Raw genomic sequence first — 17728 nt, 5'->3', positions numbered from 1 at the left:
TTACAGGCGACCCAGCAACAGGTAAGTGATCTGCTTTGCGTATGCAAAAGCGGGCGAGATTCTATCCTCAAACGCCCGTTACATCAATCAAAAGTACGATTAACCGCGTAATTCATGTGCCCGACGGAAACGTCCCTCGTAATCGAACACTTTTTCCCGCACCTGCCAGTACTGACCTTTCATTCGCGCCACCACAAAGTCGGGATGACGTAACAATGGCTGCTGCGCGAGGATATCCGCCGCCGTAATCCAGCGTAGCGGCACGCCGGGTGTGCGGGTATGCGGGCGAATAAACAGTTGTTCAAACGCGGTACGCTGGGCCGGGGTTTGTAAGCGAAAGCGTTCGCTGACATCCGCGCCGTCTTCGTCGTAGTAGGTGATTTTCAGCCATTCACCTTTCTCGTCATGGCCGTGTTGCAACGTCATGCCGCTACAACGGAGCACCAGCGCGTCTTTCAGCTTCAGCGCGTCTTTCAGCATGTCGTCCGGATCGACGAGGATCGTATCGCATTCCCGGCATCGGCGGGCGGCAATGTCGTTTTCGGCATTACACTGCGGGCAATTTTTAAAGCGAAAGCGAAAATCGCACTGCTCGCGGTGTCCCTCATCATCTTCAAACCAGCCCTGACAGCGGCGTCCGAAATGTTCTACCAGGGTACCGTCAGCGGTGGTTTTTCCCCAGAAGGTGTTGGCGAAGCCGCAGGCCGGGCAAAAGACCTGTACCGGCACGTTGTCACTCTTGCCTTTCGGACTGCCCACTTCCGGGGAATAGAGGTCGTGCGGATTACCGGCGTAATCGAGAATCAAACAGTCCGTTTTTCCTGGCGCGAGGCGCAGGCCGCGGCCCACAATTTGTTGGTACAGACTGACCGACTCCGTGGGGCGCAGGATCGCGATGAGATCGACGTGCGGGGCATCGAAGCCGGTGGTTAAGACGGAAACGTTGACCAGATAGCGAAAACGCTGGGCTTTGAACGCCTCTATCAGTTCGTCGCGTTCAGGGCCGGGAGTGTCGCCAGTAATCAGCGCAGAATCCTCTTTGGGGAGCAGTCCGGCAATCTCTTTGGCGTGCTCGACGGTGGCGGCAAATATCATCACCCCTTTGCGGGTCTGGGCAAATTCGACAATCTGGCTGATGATGTGCGGCGTGATGCGCTGCTGCCTTTTCAGCTCCCGGTTCAGATCGGCTTCGCTAAACAGACCATTACTCTGCACCTGCAGGCGGCTGAAATCGTACTGAACCACTGGCATGTCGAGTCGTTCCGGCGGTGTGAGATAGCCGTGCTTAATCATATAGCGCAGCGGCAGCTCATAAATGCAGTCGCGAAACAGCGCCTTGTCGTCGCCGCGTACCATACCGTGGTAGTGGAAATGATAGATCCAGCCTTTACCCAGACGAAAAGGCGTGGCGGTCAGCCCCAGCAGGCGAATATGGGGATTGGCATTGCGCAGATGAGTGAGGATCTGCTGATACTGGCTCTCTTCGTCATCGCCGATGCGATGGCACTCATCGACAATCAGCAGCGAAAACTCGCTCTGGAAGGCGTCCAGGTTACGGGCCACGGACTGGACGCTGCCAAACACCACTTTGCCGTGGCTCTCTTTGCGCTTGAGTCCGGCGGCAAAAATATCGGCCTCCAGTCCCAGCGCGCAGTATTTGGCATGGTTTTGCGCCACCAGCTCTTTCACATGTGCCAGCACCAGCACACGCCCCCTGGCGACGCGCGCCAGTTCAGCAATCACCAGGCTTTTACCGGCGCCGGTGGGGAGAACAATCACCGCAGGCGTACGATGGCGGCGGAAATGGTTGAGCGTGGCATCCACAGCTTCTTGCTGGTAGGGGCGAAGTGTAAAAATCATGGTCTCACAATACGTAACGAACTCGGGTATAGTATGCCACGAATCGTTTTCCCTTGAGGGATGTTGTTAGCCCGCTATACTGGGCAGATAACGGCTCCACTTTTCGGGCAATGGCCCGATTCCCGTATTTTTACAGGCAAAATCACACTCATGCGACTTGATAAATTTATCGCTCAGCAACTCGGCGTCAGCCGCGCTATTGCCGGGCGCGAGATCCGCGGTAGCCGTGTTACCGTGGATGGTGAAATCATCCGAAATACCGCGTTCAAACTGCTGCCAGAACACGACGTAGAATATGATGGCAACACGCTGGTTCAGCAAAACGGCCCTCGTTACTTTATGCTTAATAAACCCCAGGGCTACGTGTGTTCGACCGATGACCCGGATCATCCGACGATCCTTTACTTCCTGGATGAGCCGGTCGCACATAAATTACACGCTGCGGGTCGCCTGGATATCGACACCACCGGTCTGGTGCTGATGACCGACGATGGGCAGTGGTCGCATCGTATCACTTCGCCACGTCATCACTGCGAGAAAACCTATCTGGTCACGCTGGAGTCGCCGGTTGCTGATGATACCGCCGCGCAGTTTGCGAAAGGCGTGCAGCTACATAACGAGAAAGATCTCACGAAACCGGCGGTGCTTGAGGTTATGACTCCCACGCAGGTGCGTCTGACCATCAGCGAAGGGCGCTATCATCAGGTGAAACGAATGTTTGCCGCCGTGGGCAACCATGTTGTCGGACTGCACCGCGAGCGAATCGGCGCCATTACTCTCGATGCTGACCTTGAACCGGGTGAGTATCGTCCATTGACTGACGCGGAAATTGCCAGCGTTGGCTAAGCCAGACAGGCCAGGTTTTTAACCTCCCTCTGACAAATTCAGGAGTTTTTTGTGACCACCCGGCAGCACTCGTCTTTTGCCATTGTTTTTATTCTCGGTCTGCTGGCTATGCTGATGCCGCTGTCGATCGATATGTATCTTCCGGCGCTACCGGTGATCTCCGAGCAGTTTGGCGTGCCGGCAGGCAGTGCGCAGATGACACTCAGCACCTATATACTGGGCTTCGCCGTAGGGCAGTTGCTGTATGGACCGATGGCGGATAGCCTCGGGCGCAAACCGGTGATCCTCGGCGGCACGCTGGTGTTCGCCGCTGCGGCTGTGGCCTGCGCGCTGGCGCAGACCATCGATCAACTGATTGTCATGCGATTCTTTCACGGCCTGGCGGCAGCCGCGGCCAGCGTGGTGATCAATGCGCTGATGCGCGATATGTACCCGAAAGAAGAGTTCTCCCGCATGATGTCATTCGTCATGCTGGTGACCACGATTGCGCCGCTGATGGCGCCGATTATCGGCGGTTGGGTGCTGGTATGGCTGAGCTGGCACTACATCTTCTGGATCCTGGCGATCGCAGCGGTGCTGGCCTCAGTTATGATCGCGACACTCATTAAAGAGACGCTGCCGGTTGAAAAGCGCCAGCCGTTTCATATTCGCACGACGATAGGTAACTTCGCCTCGTTGTTTCGCCATAAGCGGGTGTTGAGCTATATGTTGGCCAGCGGTTTTAGCTTTGCCGGGATGTTCTCATTTCTCAGCGCCGGGCCTTTCGTGTATATCGAAATCAACCACGTATCGCCGCAGGATTTTGGCTACTATTTCGCCCTGAACATCGTCTTTTTGTTCATTATGACGATTTTTAACAGTCGCTTTGTGCGTCGGATCGGGGCGCTGAACATGTTCCGTACCGGCTTGTGGATCCAACTGGTGATGGCGGTGTGGATGGTGCTCAGCGCGCTGTTTGGCGTCGGTTTCTGGGCGCTGGTGCTGGGTGTGGCGGTCTTTGTCGGCTGCGTGTCGATGATCTCCTCCAACGCGATGGCGGTGATCCTCGATGAGTTTCCCCATATGGCGGGAACGGCCTCGTCGCTGGCAGGCACCTTCCGCTTTGGCATTGGCGCGCTCGTCGGCGCGTTGCTCTCACTGGCGACGTTTAACTCGGCCTGGCCGATGATTTGGTCCATTGCTTTTTGTGCAAGTTGTTCAATTTTGTTCTATCTCTATGCGAGCCGCCCGAAAAAACGGTGATCAAAGACACAACATGGGAGCCGTTCGGCTTCCTTTGTTGATGTACGTCAACGACAATTCCATCATTTCCCCGATATATGTTTATTTTATGTAAAATCAATTTATGTAAAAAGTCACATCATTGTAGTTAAAAAGGTTGAGTTAGATCGCAGAAACGGGTACATATAGCCCGCGCTCCCGTCCCGACTGGAAACCGCTATTTTAATAAAGGCCATACCGACTATACAGGCCACGCGGGATAAGGATCGTCACGTTATGCAACCGTTTAAGGACGGATTGTCAATGATGTGTTAATATGGATGTAAATAAATTGTGAAGTGATTGTGCTTCCGGGGAAAGAAAGTGACAACATTACAGCTCTCAATCGTTCATCGCTTACCACAGAACTATCGTTGGTCAGCGGGTTTCGCAGGTTCGAAAGTTGAACCGATTCCGCAAAATGGCCAGAGCGTCGAAAACAGTCTGGTCGCACTTAAACTGCTGAGTCCGGATGGCGACAGCGCCTGGCCGGTGATGCATAAACTGAGTCAGGCGCTCAGCGATATCGAAGTCCCTTGCTCTGTACTGGAGTGTGAAGGCGAGCCGTGCCTGTTTGTAAATCGTCAGGACGAGTTTGCCGCGACCTGTCGTCTGAAGAACTTTGGCGTGGCCATTGCCGAACCATTTTCTAACAACAATCCATTTTGAGCGTCAGCTTAGCGTGAGAAGCTGACGCGTATACGCCTGCTGCGGTGCGCTAAAAACGTGCTCGCATTGCCCCTGCTCGATAACCTCTCCCTGTCTCAGCACAATCACCTGATGGCATAACGCGCGTACCACGTGCAGATCGTGGCTGATGAAGATATAGGCCAGGCGGTGCTTTTGCTGCAACGATTTCAACAACGCGAGAATTTGCGCCTGCACGGTTCGATCGAGAGACGATGTGGGTTCATCAAGAACAATCAATGACGGCTTGAGGATCAGCGCTCTGGCAATCGCGATACGCTGGCGCTGACCGCCGGAAAACTCCGCCGGATAGCGGTGACGCGTGTCGGCATCCAGTCCCACTTCGGCCATCACGGCCATGACCTGCTGCTCACGCTGTTCGGCTGAGAGCGCTGGCTGGTGAACGCGCAGTCCCTCCTCAATGATTTGCAGTACGCTCAGTCGCGGATTCAGCGAGGAGTTGGGATCCTGGAAGACCACCTGGATACGATGACGCACGGGCAGCAGTTGTCGGCGCTTAAGATGTTGTAACTGTTGACCGTCAAATTCTATGCTGCCCTGAGAGGTAATAAGCCGCAGGAGCGCCAGCCCGGTAGTGCTTTTTCCCGAGCCTGATTCCCCCACCAGCCCCAGCGTTTCACCCGGTTGCAGACTGAAACTGATGCCTTTCACCACTTCATTGTTCGCCACCACGCGCTTAAGGATACCCTTACGAATGGGGAACGCGACGCGCAAATCCTCAACCCTGAGAAGGGGGGACTGCCCCTGCGGCAATGGAACCGGATCGCCTGCCGGTTCGCTGTTGAGCAACTTCTGCGTGTAGGGATGTGTCGGTGCGCGGAGAAGGGGAGCGGCGCGGTTTTGCTCAACGCATTGCCCGTTTTGCATCACCGCCACGCAGTCGGCGAGCTTCCTGACAATACTGAGGTTATGGGTGATGAACAGCATCCCCATATTCAGCTCGTGCTGGAGTTCGCGCAGCAGTTGCAGGATTTGCGCCTGTACCGAGACATCCAGCGCGGTGGTTGGCTCATCAGCGATGAGCAACTCGGGTCGCGTTAACAGCGCCATTGCAATCATCACCCGCTGGCGTTCGCCGCCGGAAAGCTGGTGCGGGTAATCACCCAGCCGTGCTGCCGCCTGGCGAATGCCGACCCGGTCGAGACAGCTCAATATCTCCGCACGTGCCGCTTCCCGACGCATTCCCCGGTGCAGGGAAAGCACTTCATAGAGCTGTTTTTCGAGATTGTGAAGCGGGTTCAGCGACACCATCGGCTCCTGGAAAATCATGGCGATTTTGTTGCCGCGTACGCCGCGCAGGGTCTGCTCACTGGCATGCAGTAAGGATTCCCCGTGAAAACGGATGTCGCCGCCGAGATACACTGCGGGCGGGGTAGGCAACAGGCGCAGAATCGACAGCGCGGTAACGCTCTTGCCGGAGCCGGATTCTCCCACCAGCGCCAGCGTTTCGCCGGCCTCCACGCGCAAGGAAATCGCGTTAACCACGGTGCGGACCGTCTCCTGCTTGCGAAATCCCAGCGTCAGATTGTCAATGGCGAGCAAAGGTTGCGTCATGTTACACCGCCTTGTTGGGATCGAATGCGTCACGGACGGCCTCGCCGATAAAGATCAGTAGCGAGAGTAAAATGGCCACGGACAGGAAGGCTGTAATGCCCAGCCACGGCGCTTGCAGGTTATTTTTACCTTGCAGGAGCAACTCGCCCAGCGAAGGAGAGCCCAACGGCAAACCAAAGCCGAGGAAATCCAGCGACGTCAGGGTGGTGATAGAGCTGCATAAAATGAACGGTAAGAAGGTCAGGGTGGCAACCATCGCGTTGGGTAGCATGTGGCGAAAGATAATACTGCGGTCACTGACGCCGAGCGCCTGGGCGGCCCGGATATAGTCAAAATTGCGCGTGCGTAAGAACTCTGCGCGCACCACGCCCACCAGGCTCATCCAGCCAAACAGCACGGTAATTGCCAGCAGCCACCAGAAATTGGGTTGCACAACGCTGGAGAGCAAAATGATCAGGAAAAGCGTCGGCATACCCGACCAGACCTCAATAAACCGCTGGCCCCAGAGATCCACTTTGCCACCGTAATAGCCCTGTAGCGCCCCGGCCAGCACGCCCATGACGCTTGAACACAGGGTAAGCATCAGGCCAAAAAGAATGGAAATACGCGTGCCGTAAAGCACTCGCGCCAGCACGTCGCCGCCGTTGGCATCGGTACCCAGCCAGTTTTGCGCCGAAGGGGGAGAGGGGAAGGGGGTGTCGGTCGCAAAGTTGATGCTGTTCGCCCCAAAGCGCACCGGTGCCCAGAGAACCCAACCGCGGTTTTCCAGTTGTTGCTTCAGCCACGGGTCCTGGTAATCCGCCCTCGTTGCCAGTGGGCCGCCGAAATCGCTCTCACTGTAGTTTTTGACCAGCGGGAAATACCAGCTTCCGTCGTAGCGCACCAGTAACGGTTTGTCGTTAGCAATCAGCTCAGAGCACAGGCTCAGACCAAACAAGACGAGAAAAATCCACAGCGACCAGAAACCACGACGATTATGGCGAAAACGTGCCCAGCGGGCCTGATTGACGGGGCTTAAATGGGCCATCAGCGTCCCTCAAAATCAATACGCGGATCGACCAGCGTATAGCTGATATCACTGAGAATATTCAGCAGCAGGCCAATCAGGGTGAAGATGTACAGCGTACCAAACATCACCGGGTAGTCTCGTGAAACCGTTGCCTCATAGCCCAACAGTCCCAGACCATTGAGTGAGAACATCACTTCAATCAGCAGCGAACCGGTGAAAAACATACTGATAAACGTGGCTGGAAAACCGGCGATCACCAGCAGCATGGCGTTGCGAAAAACGTGCTTCCACAGGATATTCCCCTCACTCACCCCTTTGGCTCGGGCGGTGACGACGTACTGTTTACGGACCTCATCGAGAAAGGAATTTTTGGTCAGCATGGTCAATGCGGCAAACCCGCCAATGACGGTCGCAAGGACGGGTAAGGTGATGTGCCACAGATAGTCGGTTATCTTCTGATACCAGGGCAGGGAGTCAAAATTCGCCGAGACCAGACCACGCAGCGGGAAGAGATCGTAATAGCTGCCGCCGGCAAAGAAGACAATCAACAGTATTGCGAACAGAAACGCCGGGATAGCGTAGCCGATGATAATAAACGCGCTGCTCCAGACGTCGAACCGGCTGCCGTTATGCACGGCCTTGCGGATCCCCAACGGAATCGACACCAGATAGATGATAAGCGTACTCCACAGCCCCAGGGTAACTGACACCGGCAGACTCTCTTTGATGAGCGTTAGCACCGAGGCGCTACGAAACAGGCTGTCGCCGAAATCGAAGCGAATGTAATTCCACAGCATGGTGAAATAGCGCTCGTGCAGTGGCTTATCAAAACCGTAGCGTTGGGTGATTTCGGCAATCACTTCAGGGTCAAGGCCGCGCCCTCCGCGATAGTTGCTGTCGCTGATATTCCCCACCCCGGTCCGGGCGTGGCTGGCGCGAATGCCTTCGCTTCCGGCACCGGGCAGTGCGCTCGTCTGCCCAAATTCAATGGCGGCAATCGCCTGGTCGACCGGGCCGCCAGGGGCAATTTGCACGATGAAAAAGTTGATGGTGATAATCGCCCAGAGCGTCGGGATAACCAGCAACAAACGGCGAATCAGGTACGCGCCCATTTATTCTCCCTGTCGTCTGGCGGCAGGCAACTTCGCCGCCCGGTTCACGTCATACCACCAGTTATCCAGACCGAGGGTATAAATTGGACGAATGGCAGGACGAGAGAATTTATCCCACCATGCCAGTCGGTCTTCCGCCATGTACCACATCGGCAGCATGTAGTAATTCCAGGTCAGCACTCTGTCCAGCGCGCGCCCAAGCGGCAGCAGTTTGTTTTTATCCCCTTGCGCCGCGATGATTTGATTGATGAGTTTGTCGACCACCGGACTTTTCACGCCGGGGGCATTATAGCTTGAGTCGATGTATTCGGACGCCCAGGAGATTTGCAGATCGGAACTGGGCCACGGCATCGCGCGCCACAGGGTTGGCATCATGTCGTAATCCCGACTGCGCAAGCGATTGGTGAGTTGTGAGTTATCCACCTGGCGAATGTTCATCGTAATCCCCAGACGCTGGAGATTATGCTGGAAGGGCAGGACCCACTGGCTGTTACTGGCGGCGGAAATGAGCAGTTCAAAGCTCAACGGTTTACCGGTGGCGGTGTTAATCCGCTGCTGACCTTTCAGTTCCCAGCCCGCGTCTTTCAGTAAGTTATCGGCTTTTAACAGGTTTTCCCGATCGTAACCGTCACCTTTAGACACGGGAGGCTGATAAATCTGGCTGAAGACTTCCGGCGGCAGGTCCTCTTTCATCGGTGCCAGCAGTACCAGTTCAGCCGCGTCAGGGTAGTTTCTGGCGGCATACTCGGTGTTCTGGAAATAGCTGTTTGCCCGGCTCCAGGCGTTGTAGAACAGCGCTTTATTCATCCACTCAAAATCGAACGCCAGCGTAACGGCTTCACGGACGCGTCGGTCGCTGAAAACGGGGCGCTGAGTGTTGAAAGCCAGCCAGCGCGTATCCTGCGCCGATTCATTTTTCTGTTCATCTTTGATGATGTACTGATTATCAAAGTTTTTACCGACATAGCGTGTCGCCCAGTTTTTGGCGTCGCTTTCCAGGCGCAAATCGAACGCACCAGCCTTAAAGGCCTCAAAAGCCACGTTGTCGTCGAGATAATAGTCGTAGCGAATGACATCGAAATTCCAGCGGCCGCGATTGACCGGCAGATTGGCGGCCCAGTAATCCTTCACGCGCGAATAGACAATATACTGGCCCATCTTCCACTGACTGATGCGATAAGGACCGCTGCCCAGTGGAGGTCTGGACAGCGGGTCGCTGAGTTTGTGATCTTTCCAGTACGCTTGTGGCATTACGGGCAGCGAGAACAGGCTGAGCATATCCTCTTTACCCGGCTTCGCGAGTTCCATACGTACGGTCAGCGGCGCAATGGCTTTGACCGTTGTGCCTTTGTAGACCAGACGAAACTGCGGCACGCCTTCAGTCATAAATTTGTTGAAGGTAAAGGCGACATCTTTTGCCATGATGGGCTTTCCATCATGAAAGCGGGCGCGAGGGTTGATCGTGATTTCAACCCACGAATAATCCTCCGCATAGCGTGCGCTCTCGGCGATCAGTGGATAATAGCTGCCGGGTTCGTCATCAGACGTGGTAAACAGGGTGTCGTAGAGTTGTTCGGTCCGTGCGGCGGGATTACCGCGCAGGGCATAGCGGTTGAAATTATCGAATGTGCCGAGGGCGGAAAGCGTGATCTGACCGCCTTTGGGGGCCGCGGGGTTGGCATAATCGAAATGATCAAAATTGAACGCGTATTTAGGCTCTCCCAATACGGCGAAGGCATAGCTCTCTTTGATTGCCTGCGCCTGGGCGCCCGCGCTCATCAACATGACAAACAGCAGCAATATGCGAACGATTATCTGCAAAGGGATTCCTTCTTTTGCTTACCTGCCAGCGCAGGTCACACTTATGCCTGAATAATAGGGCAGGTGGCGTCTGTTGTGAATCCACGCGTCGGCGCTTTACCATTTCAGCGTGTGTGGCTGCGAAACCCACTGGACAAACTCGTCGAGCGGCATTGGGCGGCTGACCCAATAGCCCTGAAGAAAGCGAACCCCGTGTTCATGCAGCCATTTCGCCTGCTCAGGCGTTTCCACCCCTTCGGCCACCGTCATCATATTGAGGCGCTTAGCGAGCGTTAGTACTGCATCCAGCACCGGTGAAGTGACGGTTTCGGTACCAATGGCGTGAATAAAACCGCGATCGATTTTCAGATAATCCAGGGTATAGCGCTCCAGATAGATCAGCGCGCTGTGGCCGGTACCGAAGTCATCTATTGCAATTTCGAAGCCTGCGGCGTGCAACCATTCAAACAACTGTGAGGCTTCATGCTGCTGGATCATGTCGCGTTCGGTAATTTCCAGCACGATCTGGAAGTGGTTGGGAGGCATCGCGGCGACTAACTGGCGAACGTCGTCTTTAAAACTACTGCTGTGCAGGTGGTCAGGCGCAATATTGATACCGTACTTTGCACCAACAGGGAGGACTTTTTGTAGTTCAGGGGCATCTCGCGCCAGCAGTTTAAACAGATGCTGGGTCAATGGCACAATCATGTGCTGGGCTTCAGCGTAATGAATAAACGCATCAGGCGGGATTTCCCCCGCTGTTGGATGTTTCCAGCGCAGCAGCACCTCCAGCCCGGTGACTTTCAGCGACTGCGTATCCACGACGGGTTGATAGACGACATAGAATTGATCGCGTTTGATTCCGGTGAGGATCTCTTTCCCAGGCCGCAAGCGGATGCACATGATGTAGTAGCAGAGTAAACCTGCAATGATGCCTCCCATCCCGCCGAGAAGCAGGGCATACCATAAGTCGGGCCAGGTCCAGTTGGTGGCGTATAGCCTGATTGTCACCGGAACACCGCTAATTTTTGCTTCGCGCTCCGGCGAACTGTCGAGTTCACCAACGGTGAGCAGATGGTCCGAAAAGGTCGATAACACGGTGTTGCCAACGATAATGGCGATCCCGTCAAAGTCTTCCTGTCGGGCGGTATACAGCAGATACGGCGTGAGGTTGATATTCAGGGAGGTGAAAACGCCGCTGTTCAGCATCAGAGGATTGCGATACCAGATTACCATAGCCGGTTTGTTGGGCATCATCGGCGTTCCCGGGATAATCGCCATATCGATATCTTTACTGATATCGAGGCTGGGGACCAGTTCAGCCAGTAGCGCATCCATTCCGCCAGTTGCTGATGAGCAAAAGGCTTTCTTATCCTTAACCAGCAAAAAAGCGCGAACGTTCAGGCTAAACGCGGCACGGGAAGTGAGTTCCGCGCCGACTTGTTGGCAGGTATTTAAGGTCAGCGGCTGGAGGATATCGGTGGTACTTTTGAGATCGGCGAAATAGCTGACCAGATAATGTTGAATGTCGAAAACCAGCGTGTCGTATTTGACTTCCCGCTTATGCCACGCCATTACGAACTGTAGACTACTGATAACAATAGCGACGACAACCCCGGTAATCAGGCAGGTAAGCACGATTTTTCGACCAGTCGTTAAGGCGCGTGTGAACATGATGCCTGGCTTTACCCTGAGGTTGACGATGATGATAAATGTGATGGAATAACAAGACTATAGCCTGGATTGATTCAGCGAGTCATGCTTTTCCACAGAGAGTAGAGGGGAACCAAAAAAAAACACCGCCGAAGCGATGCTTTTCGTTTGTCTCGTCAGGGTAGCCAAGGGATAGCAACCAAACGATTAACTGCGGCTCAGAACCCTACGCGCTTCGTTGTAGCGCTTTTTCCAGTATGGCTCGTTCATGCTGGAGATAATGACACCGCTGCTGGTAGAGGCATGAACAAACTGGTTGTTGCCAATGTAGATACCAACATGACGGCCCGTCGAACCTGCACGAAACAGAACCAGATCGCCGGTACGCAGATTCGTGCGTGAAACAGATTTACCTGTTTCCTGTTGTTCGTAGGTCGAACGTGGGAGTTCTAAACCGAATTGTTCACGGAATGTACGTTGTACAAAGCTGGAACAATCAATACCTTTTTTGGAGTTGCCGCCGAGACGATAGCGCACGCCTTTCCAGTCAGCATACTGATCCATAATCCGCGACTTAACATCGAGGTTACGCACCATACTCTCAAATTCATCCTGAGAAGCTTGCAGTGAAGAAGCCTCTTGACCCACACCAAGCGTCTCAGAATGCGTGTTCTTTGCGGTGTTACTGGTAGTGCTACATGCAGAAAGCAGTACCGCGACTGCTATCGCGGGAATCCCGCGCAAGATATATCTCAAGATCGGTTGAGATTTGACCATTTTGTTTGTTTTCCCTTGAAGTCCTTAACGATAAATATCGTTATAAAAAATGCCAAACGTGACGAGACTAATTAGCTGTGCTCAATGAGACAATTCTTTAAGCGCAAAACTGTGGCAGAACGCACAAATTTATTCACGAAGAGAATATTAACCCAGCGAGACAAAACGAGTTCGAGGTTACCCGATCGTTGCAGGCTTGGCGAGTGGTTTTATCTGAATTTTAATAAGAAAAAGTGATACAGAAAGTGAATAAACGGGATTGGTTAATTTACGTGCAAAGTGGTGTAAAAATAGGCAATTCATTAATTATTAAAGAGAATGTTATGACTGGATAATGACAGTCAGATGAATAATTTATCTTAACGCATCATCAGAGCTTAAGAATAAACCCTGATGATGTTAATAACTGTGGGTTATTTGTTTAAGATTTGTTTGTTTTTGCCGGGGAGATAATTGTCAAAAAGCGCGATAAGGCGATCGCTTAGCGGGGTCAAAAGACACCAGGGCAGGCCAATTAAGACCACGGTTAATGAACCTACGGCGATATCGGTGAACCAGTGGGCACCGATCATAACGCGCGGGAAAGCAAAAACCACAACGATAATAAGGCCGATAATCCCTGCGGTTTTTCCGAAATAGCGCAGCATAAATGCGGCGAAAATAAGCAGCATCATCCCGTGATCGCCAGGGAAACTGTCTCTGGACGCATCCTTCGTCGAAATATGCAGCAATTCACTGACGCGATAAATATTATCAAAACTGAGTGTGGGGCTTGCGCGTTTTACGGGCAACAGCGCCTGACCCGCCTGGTTCAGAACCACGGCGGTGAGCAGCATCACCAGGCCGATGATGACAATACGGCGGCGGCCTGCAGGCGGTTCCTTCAGCCAGAAACTCAGCATCAGACAGCCCATCGCCAACAGGGAACAGGCGTCAAACGCCCGGTTATTGGTGATGGCGACCAGCCACAGGAAGGCCTGGCTCTCTACCAGTTTCTGGTTGAAAAAGTGAAAAATGCCGGCGTCAATGGGAAACCAGAATCCATGATTTGCAGGGATATACCAGCTCATGAACAGAGCCAGACCCGCAACATTGAGCAAAAGTATCAGTGGTAACCGGATTTTCATATTTAAAAAGTTCACTGTTCAATAAATCGCAGGCAACCTTACGCGTGTTCAGCTAAACGAAGCTTCAACAATGCGCTCTGCAACGTATTCCAGTCTGCCTCGGTACTGGAAATCAATTCGACACGGCTGTCCGGCGGCGCGACGTTCTGTGTTTCAATGTGCAGATCTTCACCCTGGCGATTGATGCGCACAAGGCCTTCCGGAATACGCATGACCCCTTTCACCCGACCAACGGGCGCCAGACGCGCCCATTCCAGCAGCCCAATAGTGTCAAAGACGGTATCGGCATCGAAAATCCAGCCGCACGCCTGATGCCCCTGACCGCTGTTCAGGCTACGACGCCAGCGCTGTTGTGCCGGCAGGCTCAGCGCCGCGAGTCCCCGCGTCTCAGGGTGGCTGTGCGAATGCGCTGCGCTGGCGGGTAATTCAGTCAGATTCAGACGCGGTAAGTCCAGCAGTTGTCCGTCAATCTGGCCATGATCGGCCTGCACTAACTGACGAGTGCCGCCGAACTGTTGCCACCAGGTCTGCAGGGCGCGTTCACTCTCCGCTGTCGCGCGATCGGTTTTATTCGCCACGATGATATCTGCCGCCGCCAGTTGGTCACGGAAGTTCTCATTGGCAACAATTTTTTCATCCAGCAACCCGCGCGGGTCAAGGATACACAGCGTGGCGCGAAGGTCTATCCAGGGTTCGTACACCGGCGCGGTGAGGAGGGAGAGGATCTGTTTCGGGTGCCCCAGTCCTGTCGGTTCAATCAGCAGGCGGTCTGGTTTTCCCTGACGCAATAGCGTATTCAGTCCAACCTGCATCGGCAGGCCGTTCACGCAGCACATGCAACCGCCGGGGATCTCTTTAAGCAACGCGCCGCTATCTGCAAGCAGGGCGCCATCGATGCCGACCTCGCCGAACTCATTGACCAGTACCGCCCATTTTTCGGCAGGATCTTTGTGCGCTAACAGATGAAGAATCGAAGTGGTTTTTCCGCTGCCGAGGAAACCCGTGATGAGGTTAGTTTTGGTCACGCCTGCTCCAGAATGATGTGCCGTAACGGTTACCATTAATCCTGGCGAAAAAAAGGGAAAAAGAGAAGGGCGGGACGAACGAAGACAGGCTCCGTTCGCCTTAATGGCAGAAATTGTTAACTTTTTAACGTATCAATTACCGCCTGATGCGCGCCGCGTTGCGCGATACGCTGCCAGGCCGCTTCAATCGCCTGGACAAAAACGGGATTGTGCGGGAGGTCATTGCCAAAGACTTCCTGTAAAGAGAGCAGAGCTGCGACGCGCTGGTCCTCACGGCTGGTGGCGACTATTGCGCGGATTTTATCGCTCAGTGGGTCGCGAACGTCGATGGTTGCGCCAGCATCATCGATGCCACTGACGTAGCGCATCCATCCCGCCACCCCCAGAGCCAGTAATGGCCAGGCGCTTTCGCGTGCCAGATGGAGGCGAATACCAGCCAGCATCCGCTGCGGTAGTTTCTGACTACCGTCCATCGCGATTTGCCAGGTCTTATGCTTCAGCGCGGGATTAGCAAAGCGTTCAATCAGGCTTTGCGCGTAGCCGGTTAAATCGACGCCAGTCATACTGAGCGTCGGCGCCTGTTCATTCATCATCAGTCGGTACGCGGCTTCGCGGAACGCGCTGTCCTGCATGCACTCATTAATATGCTGAAATCCGGACAGATAACCGAGATAAGCGAGAAATGAGTGGCTGCCATTCAGCATTCGCAGTTTCATCTCTTCCCAGGGGCGAACATCGCTAACCATCTGCACGCCTGCGGCTTCCCATGCGGGACGACCGGCGACAAAATTGTCTTCAATCACCCATTGAATGAACGGTTCACAGCTGATGGCGCAAGGATCGGTTACGCCCAGTTCGCGGGTGATTTCAGCCAGTGATTCCTCTGTTGCGGCCGGAACAATACGGTCGACCATGGTGGCGGGAAAGCTGACGTGTTCACGGATCCAGCTTGCCAGCGCGGGAGAGCGTTTTTCCGCCATCCCCAGTACGGCATTCTTCACGACATGACCGTTATCAGGAATGTTGTCGCAGGAGAGCACAGAAAAAGGCGCCAGTCCGCGTGCCTGTCGACGTGACAGCGCCTCCACCAGAATACCGGGCGCGGAATGGGGTTCACCAGGCGATTGCAGGTCGTGAATAATGCGCGCATTTGTCAGGTCCAGCGCGCCGGTAGCCGGATCGATGCAATATCCTTTTTCGGTGATGGTCAGTGAGACGATCGCGACCTGGGGCTCGCAGAATTTTTCGATAATAGCGGCGAGCGAATCGAGTTTTGCATTCAGACATTCGTTGACGGCACCGACGATAATGGCCTGATTGCCATCCGCACCTTTTTCCAGCACGGTGTAGAGATGATCCTGTGCGCGGAGTTGACTCATCAACGTGTCGCCGCTGAACAGGCTGATTTCACAAATTCCCCAATCTCCACCCCGGGCGTTCAGCACCCGATCGGTCAGTAATGCCTGGTGCGCACGATGAAAGGCGCCAAAGCCGAAGTGCACGATGCGCGTTGTGAGTTGCTGGCGGTCATAGTGCGGCGTTTGTACGCCATCCGGCAATACTGCTGAGGCAATTGTAGTCATTTGTTACACACCTGATTAACCATAAATTAACAATGCCAGTGTAAAGTTATATGACAACAAATTAAATTGGTAAGCCGAGTTTATCCGGGTAATGTGAGCTGGATCAACCAATCATGCCCCCTTTATTGATCATTATGCAGAAGCCTGTATGGTAGTCGTCATTCAGTTGAGTTAATTTGGTATAACAACTTTGTGAGGTAAAGCAATGGAACAAACCTGGCGTTGGTACGGGCCTGGCGATCCGGTATCGCTTGATGATGTGCGTCAGGCTGGCGCAACGGGCGTTGTGACGGCATTGCACCACATTCCGAACGGCGACGTGTGGCCGGTCGAAGAGATTAAAAAACGTCAGGCAATCCTGGCGGAAAAAGGATTAACCTGGTCGGTTGTCGAAAGTATTCCTGTGCATGAAGAGATCAAGACCCGCTCCGGTCAGTATCAGACATGGATAGCGAATTATCAGCAGAGCATCCGCAATCTGGCGGCCTGCGGCATCGATACCGTCTGCTACAACTTTATGCCGATTCTGGACTGGACGCGTACCGACCTCGAGTACGAATTGCCGGATGGTTCGAAAGCGCTGCGTTTCGATCAGATAGCCTTTGCAGCTTTTGAGTTGCATATCCTCAAGCGTGCGGGCGCTGAAGCGGACTATAGCGACGAAGAACAGCGTCAGGCTCAGGCGTATTTCACTGCCATGAGTGATGCGGATATCGAAAAACTGACCCGCAATATCATTGCCGGTTTGCCTGGCGCGGAAGAGGGCTATACCCTCGATCAGTTCCGTGCGCGTCTGGCCGAGTATGACGGCATCAGCAAAGACGATCTGCGTGACAATATGGCGGTGTTCCTGCGCGCGATTGTTCCGGTGGCTGAAGAAGTGGGCGTACGACTGGCGGTGCATCCTGACGATCCGCCGCGTCCGATTCTCGGGTTACCGCGCATTGTCTCCACCATTGAAGATATGCAGTGGCTGAAAGAGACGGTCGACAGCATCTATAACGGCTTCACTATGTGTACGGGTTCATACGGTGTTCGCGCGGATAACGATCTGGTGAAAATGATCGAAACCTTTGGCGATCGTATTCACTTTACCCACCTGCGCTCGACGTGCCGCGAAGAGAACCCGAAAACGTTCCATGAAGGCGCGCACTTGCAGGGCGATGTGAACATGGTTGCCGTGGTGACGGCGATTCTGACCGAAGAGCAGCGCCGTAAGAAGGCGGGTGATTTACGTCCGATTCCGATGCGTCCCGATCACGGTCATCAGATGCTGGACGATCTGCATAAGAAAACCAATCCGGGCTATTCTGCGATTGGGCGTCTGAAAGGACTGGCGGAAGTGCGCGGTGTTGAACTGGCGCTGAAAATGACCCAGTTCCGCGATCTGCTATAAGGCAGCAAATGATAAAAA

The 17728-nt window shown here is 54.0% G+C and carries 14 protein-coding genes; 4 read left to right on the top strand and 10 right to left on the bottom strand.

Features of this window, described 5'->3' with window-relative positions; translation table 11 throughout:
* Positions 1-99: 99 nt before the first annotated feature.
* Complete coding sequence (locus tag F384_RS11725; RefSeq protein WP_046481686.1) at positions 100-1860, bottom strand: DEAD/DEAH box helicase; 1761 nt, start codon at positions 1858-1860, stop codon at positions 100-102.
* 150 nt (positions 1861-2010) lie between these two features.
* On the opposite strand from F384_RS11725, the gene rsuA reads away from it, so the two are divergent.
* The 3 genes from rsuA (at position 2011) to F384_RS11710 (ending at position 4635) form a co-directional block, all read left to right on the top strand.
* Positions 2011-2706, top strand: coding sequence for a 16S rRNA pseudouridine(516) synthase RsuA (gene rsuA / locus F384_RS11720; RefSeq protein WP_046481684.1), 696 nt, complete (start codon positions 2011-2013; stop codon positions 2704-2706).
* A gap of 51 nt (positions 2707-2757) precedes the next feature.
* Complete coding sequence (locus F384_RS11715; RefSeq protein WP_046481682.1) at positions 2758-3948, top strand: Bcr/CflA family multidrug efflux MFS transporter; 1191 nt, start codon at positions 2758-2760, stop codon at positions 3946-3948.
* A gap of 342 nt (positions 3949-4290) precedes the next feature.
* The gene (locus F384_RS11710) at positions 4291-4635 is read left to right on the top strand and encodes a YejG family protein (RefSeq protein ID WP_043000099.1); all 345 of its coding nucleotides are present in this window, start codon (positions 4291-4293) and stop codon (positions 4633-4635) included.
* A gap of 3 nt (positions 4636-4638) precedes the next feature.
* On the opposite strand, the gene yejF is transcribed toward F384_RS11710, so the two are convergent.
* The 9 genes from yejF to F384_RS11665 form a co-directional block, all read right to left on the bottom strand.
* Entirely contained in the window at positions 4639-6228 is a 1590-nt protein-coding gene (yejF, locus tag F384_RS11705; protein WP_046481681.1) for a microcin C ABC transporter ATP-binding protein YejF, read from the bottom strand.
* Between the two features lies 1 nt (position 6229).
* Positions 6230-7255 carry an ABC transporter permease gene (locus F384_RS11700; RefSeq protein WP_046481680.1) on the bottom strand — a complete coding sequence of 342 codons (1026 nt, stop codon included), beginning with the start codon at positions 7253-7255 and terminating at the stop codon, positions 6230-6232.
* On the bottom strand, positions 7255-8349 hold the full coding sequence (locus tag F384_RS11695; RefSeq protein ID WP_046481678.1) for a microcin C ABC transporter permease YejB: 1095 nt from the start codon (positions 8347-8349) through the stop codon (positions 7255-7257). Before F384_RS11695 ends, F384_RS11700 begins: the two co-directional genes overlap by 1 nt.
* A complete protein-coding gene (locus F384_RS11690; protein ID WP_046498084.1) occupies positions 8350-10164 on the bottom strand; it encodes an extracellular solute-binding protein in 1815 nt (604 codons plus the stop codon).
* 102 nt (positions 10165-10266) lie between these two features.
* Positions 10267-11823: a cyclic di-GMP phosphodiesterase gene (locus tag F384_RS11685; protein WP_046481676.1), complete on the bottom strand. Its 1557-nt coding sequence runs from the start codon at positions 11821-11823 to the stop codon at positions 10267-10269.
* Positions 11824-12009: 186 nt separating this feature from the next.
* Positions 12010-12579: a bifunctional murein DD-endopeptidase/murein LD-carboxypeptidase gene (gene mepS, locus F384_RS11680; protein ID WP_046481674.1), complete on the bottom strand. Its 570-nt coding sequence runs from the start codon at positions 12577-12579 to the stop codon at positions 12010-12012.
* 413 nt (positions 12580-12992) lie between these two features.
* The gene (locus F384_RS11675; RefSeq protein ID WP_046481672.1) at positions 12993-13706 is read right to left on the bottom strand and encodes a phosphatase PAP2 family protein; all 714 of its coding nucleotides are present in this window, start codon (positions 13704-13706) and stop codon (positions 12993-12995) included.
* A gap of 38 nt (positions 13707-13744) precedes the next feature.
* Entirely contained in the window at positions 13745-14731 is a 987-nt protein-coding gene (locus tag F384_RS11670; RefSeq protein WP_046498083.1) for a CobW family GTP-binding protein, read from the bottom strand.
* A 116-nt stretch (positions 14732-14847) separates the two neighbouring features.
* Entirely contained in the window at positions 14848-16314 is a 1467-nt protein-coding gene (locus F384_RS11665) for a mannitol dehydrogenase family protein (protein ID WP_046481671.1), read from the bottom strand.
* Between the two features lie 205 nt (positions 16315-16519).
* Between F384_RS11665 and uxuA the strand changes: the two genes are divergently transcribed.
* The gene (gene uxuA, locus F384_RS11660; protein WP_046481669.1) at positions 16520-17710 is read left to right on the top strand and encodes a mannonate dehydratase; all 1191 of its coding nucleotides are present in this window, start codon (positions 16520-16522) and stop codon (positions 17708-17710) included.
* Positions 17711-17728: the final 18 nt, after the last annotated feature.

This window comes from Citrobacter amalonaticus Y19 (assembly GCF_000981805.1).
GTDB classification, from domain to species: domain Bacteria; phylum Pseudomonadota; class Gammaproteobacteria; order Enterobacterales; family Enterobacteriaceae; genus Citrobacter_A; species Citrobacter_A amalonaticus_C.
The sequence above is the reverse complement of the archived record's forward strand: the minus strand, read 5'-3'. Positions and strand labels throughout refer to the sequence as shown.

Coding starts and splice junctions, on each gene's coding strand:
- F384_RS11725 (WP_046481686.1), bottom strand. CDS start 1,860: ATGATTTTTACACTTCGCCCCTACCAGCAAGAAGCTGTGGATGCCACG.
- rsuA (WP_046481684.1), top strand. CDS start 2,011: ATGCGACTTGATAAATTTATCGCTCAGCAACTCGGCGTCAGCCGCGCT.
- yejF (WP_046481681.1), bottom strand. CDS start 6,228: ATGACGCAACCTTTGCTCGCCATTGACAATCTGACGCTGGGATTTCGC.
- F384_RS11700 (WP_046481680.1), bottom strand. CDS start 7,255: ATGGCCCATTTAAGCCCCGTCAATCAGGCCCGCTGGGCACGTTTTCGC.
- F384_RS11695 (WP_046481678.1), bottom strand. CDS start 8,349: ATGGGCGCGTACCTGATTCGCCGTTTGTTGCTGGTTATCCCGACGCTC.
- F384_RS11685 (WP_046481676.1), bottom strand. CDS start 11,823: ATGTTCACACGCGCCTTAACGACTGGTCGAAAAATCGTGCTTACCTGC.
- mepS (WP_046481674.1), bottom strand. CDS start 12,579: ATGGTCAAATCTCAACCGATCTTGAGATATATCTTGCGCGGGATTCCC.
- F384_RS11675 (WP_046481672.1), bottom strand. CDS start 13,706: ATGAAAATCCGGTTACCACTGATACTTTTGCTCAATGTTGCGGGTCTG.
- F384_RS11665 (WP_046481671.1), bottom strand. CDS start 16,314: ATGACTACAATTGCCTCAGCAGTATTGCCGGATGGCGTACAAACGCCG.
- uxuA (WP_046481669.1), top strand. CDS start 16,520: ATGGAACAAACCTGGCGTTGGTACGGGCCTGGCGATCCGGTATCGCTT.